The sequence below is a fragment of the Okeania sp. genome, from assembly GCF_983059655.1.
Map to the genome: position 1 here is coordinate 1 of NZ_CEZPJD010000214.1, position 10,818 is coordinate 10,818.

Annotated in this window: 6 protein-coding genes; 5 read left to right on the plus strand and 1 reads right to left on the minus strand. The window is 35.2% G+C overall.

Annotation, left to right across the window (positions count from 1 at the left end):
- Window positions 1–397: 397 nt before the first annotated feature.
- From AC3DU7_RS13870 to AC3DU7_RS13880, 3 genes are all read left to right on the plus strand, one after another.
- Window positions 398–676, plus strand: a complete 279-nt coding sequence (locus tag AC3DU7_RS13870) for a 4a-hydroxytetrahydrobiopterin dehydratase (protein ID WP_488039922.1) — start codon at window positions 398–400, stop codon at window positions 674–676.
- A 345-nt stretch (window positions 677–1,021) separates the two neighbouring features.
- Entirely contained in the window at window positions 1,022–2,656 is a 1,635-nt protein-coding gene (locus tag AC3DU7_RS13875; RefSeq protein ID WP_488039923.1) for an HD domain-containing phosphohydrolase, read from the plus strand.
- A 1,005-nt stretch (window positions 2,657–3,661) separates the two neighbouring features.
- Window positions 3,662–5,554: an iron uptake porin gene (locus AC3DU7_RS13880; protein ID WP_488039924.1), complete on the plus strand. Its 1,893-nt coding sequence runs from the start codon at window positions 3,662–3,664 to the stop codon at window positions 5,552–5,554.
- A gap of 522 nt (window positions 5,555–6,076) precedes the next feature.
- Here AC3DU7_RS13880 and AC3DU7_RS13885 read toward each other — a convergent pair.
- The gene (locus AC3DU7_RS13885; RefSeq protein ID WP_488039925.1) at window positions 6,077–6,808 is read right to left on the minus strand and encodes a class I SAM-dependent methyltransferase; all 732 of its coding nucleotides are present in this window, start codon (window positions 6,806–6,808) and stop codon (window positions 6,077–6,079) included.
- Between the two features lie 394 nt (window positions 6,809–7,202).
- Here AC3DU7_RS13885 and cysK point away from each other — a divergent pair, with 394 nt between their 5' ends.
- Window positions 7,203–8,165 carry a cysteine synthase A gene (cysK, locus tag AC3DU7_RS13890; RefSeq protein ID WP_488039926.1) on the plus strand — a complete coding sequence of 321 codons (963 nt, stop codon included), beginning with the start codon at window positions 7,203–7,205 and terminating at the stop codon, window positions 8,163–8,165.
- A gap of 652 nt (window positions 8,166–8,817) precedes the next feature.
- Entirely contained in the window at window positions 8,818–9,492 is a 675-nt protein-coding gene (locus AC3DU7_RS13895) for a J domain-containing protein (RefSeq protein WP_488039927.1), read from the plus strand.
- Window positions 9,493–10,818 lie beyond the last annotated feature (1,326 nt).

The window sequence follows — 10,818 nt, forward strand, 5'->3', positions numbered from 1 at the left end:
AAGACTTTTGAGAAATGGTATAGGTCCCTAATCAATACAAAAAAAAATTAGTAAGATAATTGCATTCTCAATTTTTTGTGCTACTATACCTAATAGTAAAGATTACTAAGAACCGCTCAGGGATATAAGGAGGTGATGCCCATGCAAGATAGTAGTAAACGCTTGGGTCACCTGATTGGAAAATACCAGCTGTGTGCTGGGGCTGGACTTTAGTAGCTAGCTTGTATCCCTTACTAGGGATGTTAAAATTTATTTTAACTAAGCTGTTCTGGGGTTTCTCCCAGCAGTTAGGTTTCAATCAAGGTGACCCGCTAGACCGCTCTTATTGTAAAGTAGTAGTAAAGCATCTGCTATAGTACTACGTTATGATAAGAGCGGATAGTTTTTGGAGAATTTTATGACTGAATTACTTAGTGCAGAAGAAATTAGTCAACGTACCAATCAATTATTAGACTGGAAGCTAGAAGGAAATAAACTTCAGTGTGTAAAAACATTTAAAAATTTTTTCGAAGCAGTTAGTTTTGTCAATAAATTAGTAGATCCAGCTGAGGCATCACAGCACCATCCTGATATAGAGATATCCTATAATAAAGTAATAATTAATTTAACAACCCATGATGCTGGTGGTTTAACAGAAAAAGACTTTAGCATGGCTAAAGAAATATCTGCTATATAAATAGAATAAGTTAGTTTTCGTAGTTTAATATAAATTTAAGATAACCTCTTAATAATCTGGGTTAACCTGGAAAATGGTAAGCTTCAAATGATGTACACTCCTTTATAAAATAGTAGTTCGCCCCAACTGATTGAGCGGATACAATTTAACTTAGTTTAGTACAGACTAACTAACTGAGTATTTATAATAAATATTCTAATTGAAACTGCAGTTAAACAAAATCTAGAATTTTGATGCCTTTAAATTCAAAGTAATTTTCTTTAACTATATTACTACTCGAAAGTTGACTATATTAATTAGTAATTAAGTTTGTTCAGGATAAAGGCTAGTTAATAGCCCGAAATTATGTTCCAACTAAATATTCTCAAGTGGATGCAAGAATCCGCTACCGAGAGCACAGAACTATTGATAGAGCAGCTACTAGATATTGGTGCTGCCCTTTCAGATACCTATGATTTGGGCGATCTTTTAAATTTAATTTTATCTAAAAGTCGGGAGATAACTTGTAGTGATGCAGGTAGCGTCTATCTAGTAGAAAGAAAAGGAAATCAACCATCTAGGCTATTGTTTAAGGTAGCGCAAAATGATTCTTTGCCAAACTTTTCTTTCCATGAACTGGTAGTCAACATGACACCTAAAAGCTTGGCTGGATATGTTGCTCTTACAGGTGAAAGTTTAAACTTATCAGATGCCTATAATTTACCTTTAAGTGTACCTTATACATTTGACAAAAGCTTCGACAATAACACTAATTATCGCACCTGTTCTGTGTTAGTTTTACCTATGCAAAATAGGTCTCAAGAAATAATTGGAGTACTCCAATTAATTAATCGCAAGATTAACTCAAGTGCAGTATTAACAGCAGATAATTTTCAAGAATTAATTCAGCCATACTCTCCATGGGAAGAACGAATAGTAAGTTCTCTTGCCTCTCAAGCAGCCATATCAATAGAAAGAAATCATCTACAAGAAAATATTGAAAATCTATTTGAAGGTTTTGTCAAAGCATCAGTACAAGCAATAGAAGCTAGAGACCTCTGTACATCAGGTCACTCAGAGCGAGTAGCAAAATTAACAGTGAGCTTGTGTCAAGAAGTTAATACTATTAATAGTGGGCCTTTATGGGGCATCTCCTTTGACGAGCGACAAATTAAAGAAGTTCGATATGCTGCTTTGCTGCATGATTTCGGTAAAATAGGAGTCCCAGAGGCAATATTAACAAAACGTAAAAAACTTTATGAAGAACAATTAGAGCTGATCGAGCAAAGGTTTTCTGTTGCTCAACGTACCTTAGAGATGGAGTATGCTCAAGCCAAGTATAAACATTTACTCGGACATTTATCTGACATATCTCAACAACATACTCAAGAAAATTGTCCTCTATGCCAAAAAATTGAAAATCTCGATTTAGAACTAGAAACAGCCATAGCTAAACTTCATAACTATTGGCAAATAGTATTAACCGCTAATGAACCAACTATAACAGCAGAAGAACCACTGAAACAGCTGAAGCAAGTATTGCTTTACACCTACAAAGACATAGATGGTAAAGTCAAGTCACTAATTACGCCAGAGGAAATGGCTCAACTGGCAGTCCCTCGAGGTAACTTGACTGTTGAAGAAAGAAAAGCCATAGAATCTCATGTAACTCATTCTTACGAATTTCTGAAGCGGATTCCGTGGACAAGTAACTTACAGCAAATTCCAGAAATTGCTTATGGACATCATGAAAAATTGGACGGTAGTGGTTATCCCAGAGGACTAAAGCAAAAAGATATTCCTATTCAAGCCCAGATTATGGTGATTGCAGATATATATGATGCTTTAACAGCAGGCGATCGCCCCTACAAACAAGGTTTACCTGTAGAAGCTGCTCTCAAAATTATGCGTGGTGAAGCAGCCAAGAATAAAATTAATAGCAACTTCTTGGAACTATTTGAACAACGAGAGGTATTCTCCATATTAGGACATAGCAAATAAGGCCAACTCAAAGAAGCCAAAATTTACACTTATAGCGCTGTGCGCAGGCAACAGGCAACAGGCAACAGCTCATCTGGGGGAATAAATTGCTGTTTGCGCAAGCATTCCGTAGGAATCATATAAGACTTTTAGCTATTAGGCCAATCCTGCAATTTGTAAATATACCAGCGCTCATTGCTATATCTTTTCTTTTATAGATACAGAAATCTAAAATTAATTACGCTATAGTTAATAGAATAAAAAAAATTTCTATAGAGGTTGTTGATAAAAAAAAATTGTGATAATCTGTCACTCAACTACCTAATATATTTTTATGTAGTTAAGCTGGTGGTTTAATAATCCTCAGCTTAGCTAAATCGTCGAGAAGCCTCACACAATAATTTTCAATTTGGTGTGAGATGAATTGGCGGTACATGAATGAGGATAAATGTCCCATTTATTGACAAATTTTATGTGATAGTAGCACCAAGCTGGGAAGCGCGAGCTAACAACCACCGGTGATTAACCATGAAAATAAAATAGGATATGGAGTTGTATCCCAGAAATCCTAGTAATCCGTTGGGAGGGTAAAATCTGATTGCAGAACTAGGTGCGTAGTTCTTCGATCTGCAAAAAGGGCGGTGGGGCATCCCGTCCTTAAAGCTCGTGGAGTCCGATGCAATAGCAGGACTGTGAAGCGAGAATCCCACACTATACCGAATGGTTAGTGTGAGAGTATGTCACTAAGAGTCACAGAAAGCTCTGTTTGTGCTATGAGTGAAGCCGAACAAAGCTCAAAATTTGTTCTTAAGGTTGAGAGTATTGATTAAGATTGCCGATCTATCTAACTAATTCAGTGAAGAGCTACCTAGACTCTGAAAAAAAATTGGACTAGATGCAATGTAACTTCTTCTCAATAATTAAGTTGCAAAGTTCCAAGGCAAAAACTATGCTCGTCAATCAAAACTAACTAATTAAGTATAGTCAAACAGTCTATCTGTAATCGGTGTGAGGATGAAAGGGAAAATGTCAAAAAAATTCTGGAATTGTCTACTATTTAGTCCAGCAGTCTTAGGAGCAACCCTTGTTGCATCCTCAGCCGCTGTAGCTACTGAAAGTCAATCGGCCAATCTGATTGCTCAGTCCCAAGATACAAGTATAGAAATACAGGGAACTGAACTATTAGCTCAAGTTCCTGGAACAAATTCAGCTACTTCCGTTGCGAATGCACCTGCAACAACCATAAGACAAATAAACCGTTACGGTAGAGAAGGACGTAATCTTCGTCAACCAAGTCTTCGTAATCTTAATAGAGGAAGAAGAAAAACAAAAGGTCAAGTTACTTCTGTATCTCAACTTTCTGATGTTCAACCTACAGACTGGGCATTTCAAGCACTACAATCCTTAGTTGAGCGTTATGGATGTATTGTTGGATATCCGGATGGTACTTATCGGGGCAACCGTGCTTTGACCCGCTTTGAATTTGCTGCTGGTGTTAATGCTTGCTTAGATAGAATTACAGAACTATTACAAGCTGCCATAGCAGATACAGTAACTAGAGAAGACCTAGCAATTCTACAAAGATTACAAGAAGAATTTTCTGCTGAGTTAGCTATTTTGCGGGGTCGTGTTGATGCTCTAGAAGCTCGTGCTGCTGAATTAGAGGCCAATCAATTCTCGACAACTACTAAACTTAGAGGTGAGGTAATTTTTGCTCTTGTTGATAACTTTGAAGACCAAGGACAATACGGAACCTTCAACGATAATACACAAGACGAAGACCAAACAGTATTTCAATACAGGGTACGTTTAGATTTCAACACTAGCTTTTCTGGTGAGGACTTATTATTTACAAGGTTACAAGCAGGTAATGCTCAAGCATTTAACCAGAAGATAGCTGAGGCTGAGGGACAGCAAACTTTTAATATTCTTAAGGACGCAGATGATACGGTTGAGCTAGATAAACTTTTCTATAAGTTCCCAGTCAGGGATAATATCAGAGTAACTATAGCTGCTAATAAAGTAAGTTGGTACGACTTTGTTCCTACTCTCAACCCTTACATGGAAGATTATGATGGAGGAAGTGGTTCCTTGAGTGCTTTTGGTCAAAGGAGTCCAATCTATCGTTTAGGGGGTGGTAAAGGACTTGGTGTTGAGTATGATTTTGGTTGCAAAGACCAATATGCTTGTGTTTATAGTCCATTTTCTGTATCTTTTGGTTACTTAGCAGCGGAAGGTGAAAATCCTAACGAAGGAAGAGGTCTTTTTAATGGAGATTATGCTGCCCTAGCACAATTAACCTTTACTCCGATCAAAAATTTCCAAATTGGACTTACCTACAATAAAGGCTATTTTGGACCAGGAAATTTTGGATATGATGATGGTGCTGCTACAGGTCTAGGAGATAATGGCAGTTTAAACAGTGGCTTTGTGGGAAGTGGTGTTGCCAATACTATCTTTGGTTTAAATGCTGAACTTAATGACCGCCGACCAGGTTCAGTTAATATTGCCCAGCCAGTTTCTACTAATGCTTATGGTGTACAAATGTCCTGGCGAGCAGCTGATTGGGTGACAATTAATGGCTTTGGTATGTATCTTGATGGGAAACTTATTGGCTTAGGTGATTTTGAACAATGGAGTTATGGAGCAAATTTAGCTTTCCCCGATCTGTTTAAGGAAGGTAGTGTCGGCGGTATTGTTGTAGGCCGAGAACCCTATATGAATGAACTAGATGTTCCTAATGGGTTGGCATCGGGATTACGACAAGATATGTCATGGCACATAGAAGCATTCTACAAATATCAAGTGACAGATAATATCTCGATTACTCCTGGTGTTACTGTAATTACAAATGCTAACCAAAATGATGATAATGATGAATTAATTATCGGTACTATCAGAACTACATTCCAGTTCTAGTGTTTAGTTGAAATTATTAGGGTGGGTGTTCCACTCTAATAATGCTTGAATTATCAAATTATCTTGATAGATAATAATTAACAACTTGTCTTAAAACAGATTCCTCTACATTTCTCTTCTCTGTTTCTTCTTTTAATAATAATATTCAGCAAATTAAATCTCGCAAATCTAATATTATGTCCGGAGCATTAGCGATAGAAATAAGTTCGGCGCTCCGCGACCAAAAAACTTTCTCCTTTTCCTCCTCTTTTTTCCTGCTTCTTCCTTCCTGACTCGGTGACTCGGTGACTCCTCCATCGTTTATTGATAATTATTCAACCTGACATGATATAGCTCAACCAGTGGACTAGCGATCGCTCCAAAAGTTACCAAAAAATTGTTGTTTAAAGCTTCCCCTTTTTAGGGGATAATAAATCAAAATTTTCCTTTGAGTCTATCCTCTTGTTTGAAAGGAGAGGTAATTATTAATTGTTGAAATACCTTCCGCATTTTTGACTTTTAGTTTGAGCAAAACGGGATTATCTAAATTTTCTGATACACATGATATTGTTTGCAGGGAGTTATATTTTGAAACTGAAAACCACATTCATCCAATAATAGTTTAGCCATAGTTTCTGGTAGAAGTTGATATGTGCAAGTTTGCTTTGCTAAGATAACTCTATCCTGAGAAAATATATAGTGTTTCTCAAATTTATCATGGGGCATTGGGAAGATTTTTTGACTGTAAGTTATGCCATTAGATAGGGCTTTTTCATAATCTTTGTGAACACCTTGAACGCTAAAAATTAACTTTCCTCCATCGTTTAAATGATTTGCCACATTATGGAAACTTTTGATAATATTTTGTACTTTTACCAAATGACTAAAAAAGGTATATTCTGTTTCGCCCTTGTCAATAAAATTCCAAACTCCTCCATTAGAAAAAGCTGCATCAAACTTCCTTTTTAAATCCATAGTTAATACATTTTCATGGTGCAAAGCCACATTTTTACCAAGGCGCTGCCGTGCTTTCAACAGCATACTTTCAGTGAAATCAATTCCTAAAAAGTCAATTTCAGGTAATTTTTTGATTAATTTTTCCGCAACTAATCCTGTGCCAACTCCTAATTCCAAGACAGAGTTACTTGATTTAAGAATATCCGTCAGGACATCTGTTTGAGTTTCGTAATCATAATAACCTGTGTTCATCAAAAGATCATAATATTTTGTAATGCCAGTATATTGATTGATTTGATCTTTCAGTATTTTTTTCATTGGTCAAATCTTAGAGTTATTAATTTAAGAGGTTGCCATACTACTCACACTTACAGTACTTCTCAATAATTTATAAAAACATAAAGAAAAAGAAAAAATATATAAACTTGTAAGATTCAGTACATAAAATATATAGAAAATCAAGCAATCATAGCTATTGTGGGTTATACTTATCAAAAAAATATAGAAAATAACTTAATATAAATTAATTTTAGACTTTATGATAATAACGTGAAATCTTTAAAAAAGTAGAAAGTATTTTTACATTAACCAACAATACTTGACTTTTTTACTTTAGTTGAAAATAACTTTGAAGTCTAATAAAAAATTATTTTCTATCAAATTATTAAGTAGACCTAAGTATACAATTTACCATTTAAAGGATAAATATATCATGCATATTGCTCATAATATTACTGAATTAGTAGGTCGCACACCTCTAGTAGAATTGAATCGTATTCCTCAAGCAGAAGGCTGTGTAGCCAGAATAGTAGTAAAGCTAGAAGGAATGAACCCCGCTGCCTCTGTCAAAGACCGCATCGGTGTTAATATGATTAATGCAGCAGAACGTGAGGGATTGATTACACCAGGTCAAACAGTATTAGTTGAACCAACATCTGGAAATACAGGTATTGCTCTGGCAATGGTCGCTGCAGCTAGAGGTTACAAGTTAATTTTAACAATGCCAGAAACTATGAGTTTAGAACGTCGCTCTATGTTACGTGCCTACGGAGCCGAACTGGTTTTGACCCCAGGTAGTGAAGGTATGAAGGGTTGTATCACAAAAGCAGGGGAGATACTTGAATCAACGCCTAACGCATATATGTTACAACAGTTCGATAACCCAGCTAATCCACAAATTCATCGCCAGACTACAGCATTAGAAATATGGGAAGATACAGATGGCCAAGTAGATATTTTAGTGGCAGGTGTTGGTACTGGTGGAACTCTTACAGGCATTGCAGAGACTATTAAGCAAAAAAAGTCTGATTTTCAAGCGATCGCTGTGGAACCTTCAAATAGTCCAGTCTTATCCGGTGGACAACCTGGACCTCATAAAGTTCAGGGAATAGGAGCAGGTTTTGTCCCATCTGTACTGAATGTCGATATTATAGATGAAGTGGTTCAGGTTGCTGATAGTGAAGCAATTGATTATGGTCGTCGTATAGCTAAAGAGGAAGGTATTTTGTCTGGTATTTCTACAGGAGCAGCTCTTTGTGCAGCAATAAAAGTGGGTCAGCGACCAGAAAATCAAGGTAAATTAATAGTAATGATTCAGCCTAGTTTTGGAGAGCGTTATTTAAGTACTCCACTTTTTCAGGAGCCAGAACAAAATCTAGTTACAGCAGTCAACTAAATATATTAGACATCTCCGGAAAAGAGTCAGTAGGCAGCTTTGCTGTAGGCAGTAGAGGAAAAGAATTGATAATTTCTGTGCGATAATTGATTTGATTTTTTATTGTCGGAGATGTCTATTTAGTATTTAGTGTGGAATTTATGCATTCATGCTACACTAAATTTTTGGCAAATTGGCAGATTTAAGTAATCAGAAAAAAGTAACAGTAGTACTTAGTTTTTGTGTATTAGTTGATTTGAGTTTCAGTTTGATAAATTGTCTCAATATACACCCTCAAAACTATAGTGCTATACATCTGTTTAGTAGTGTTTGATGAGAATAAATGTGTAAGTACCTGACTAATTTGAGATTATTTAAAGCTCTGCAAAGACTAAGTATTTTGATGAGAAAATATAATTAGTCTCTATCTTAACAGAAAGTCAAATTTAAGCCCAGTTCAAAGTTTAGCAAAAATCATATTTATGAGAAACTAAAATACCTGATATAATTTTCTACTCACTATTACTATCTAGAATCTAAAATATTTAATCTACTTTTATAAATTTAAAGGTTTGCTTATTTTATTGGCAAATTATTGGTAACAATGAATAAAATAAGTAATATAAGTGTAAAAATTTAGATTCCATTGTAAATATTGAGTAGAAATAGTTCTATGGTAACTGGTGACTATTACAAAACTTTGAATGTTAATCCCACAGCAACTCAGGGACAAATCAAACAAGCTTATCGTCGTTTAGTTAAGTTATTTCATCCAGATGTTAATACGGAAATAGGAGATCGTGAACGTATTATTAGCATTAATGAAGCTTATGAAGTATTGGGCGATCCTCAACGTAGAAAATCTTACGATCTAAAATTTAATCAACACGATTGGAAATATATAAATAGGAAGCAAAATTATCAGCAGCAAAATAAAAGAGGAAATAATGCAGATGAACATCTACAAAAATGGCTAAATCAGGTTTACAAACCAGTCAATAAAATTCTGATTCAAATATTAAAACCTCTAAAAAAGGAAATTGATTATTTAGCAGCCGATCCTTTTGACGACCAACTAATGGCATCATTTCAAGATTATTTAGAAACTTGTCGGCGTTTACTGAGAAAGGCTCATAATTTATTTAGTTCTCAGCCAAATCCATCTAATTTTGCAGGAGTAGCAGCTCATTTATATTATTGTTTAAATCAAGTTAGTGATGGAATAGAAGATTTAGAATTGTTTACTCTAAATTATGATGATTATTATTTACATACAGGTCAAGAACTATTTAGAATTGCTTCTAGATTACGCCAGGAGGCACAAGCAGGAATAGATAGTATCTTATGACTTTATTTATTCTTGAAGATAGAGTTAAAAGGTCATCCTAATTTGATAAATACTTATAAAATATCATAAAATATTGATTGTAACTACTTTATCTTGATAGAAACTTCTATAAATTTTAGACTTTAATATCAACTTTCTTTCTTTGAGTGTTCCCTAACTTTCAGATATTTTTGGCACAACTTATTTTGAGGACTACTGTATTCTTTTCTCCAATAGTATTAGATATAATATTTAGTAAAGTAGAGCATTACGAAAATTTATCTCCAGTTTTTGTCATTTATAGCTCACGAGGTGACAAGCTAGTTGAAAGCTATATATAGAAATGAATTTGCGTTCGGGAACTGAAAAATACTTCAACTAAAAGAAAACCCTTCTTTCTACTGGACTCTTATTATTAAATACTAACCACTTCAAACACTATTTTCAACACTGTTGCTAATGTACCTCATAAACCTGGAATACGCTGTATATTAATGCAGACATCAAATGTCAAAATATCCCTAGATAATTCTCACTCTTATCCCTCCTTTTTCTGTTCTCTTTATCTCCTTTTTACTAACTACTAACTACTTAACTATATGACAATATCATGTCTAGATAATTAGGGCTTGCTGATTAAATCTCAAAGTATTTACTGATATTGATTTTAGCCTTTTTAGGTATTGAAAAAGTACCTAGTTTTCAGCTTCAATTACTCAAAAAGTTAGCATTTTGGGCAAGAGTTGGGCAGAAAATTAAGGGAAAATTCTTTTGACTACCTCTTCTATAATTCCCATTCCTCCTGACTTCTGGGTTCTGTTTGTGGAGCATGATAAATGGAAATTCTGGCTCCTACCTTTACCACTCATTACTTTATTCAGCAAACCCTAATTAGTTATAAAAAAACTTTCTCTTTCTGCTCCTATACCGCTCCTATACCAATGACCAAAAGTAATGCTATACTCAAGTAAAACTTCAGTTATTAAGTAATTAAACTATCCTAATAAATTTTTTACTAATTTGAGCCAATTTAATATTAATTATTATTATTTTTACCAAAAAATGAGGTCTAAAGCCTCCTCTTTTAAGGGGATGAAAAAGCGGTCGAGGGATGGCGAGGTCTCCTCGCCATATCCAATCGACCAAGACAGCGGTCGTTTGCTTTGCAACGCTGGCGCGAAAAGCGCAGCTTCCCGTAGGGTGGGATGGCGAGGTTCCCTGCTCTTATCAGAGCCGCTCCGAAGATCGCCATATCCAATCGACCAAGAGAAGATTCAATTCAGTATTTTCAAGCCTCCGGCTTTAGTCGGAGGTACTGATAACTGATAACTGATAACTGATAACTGA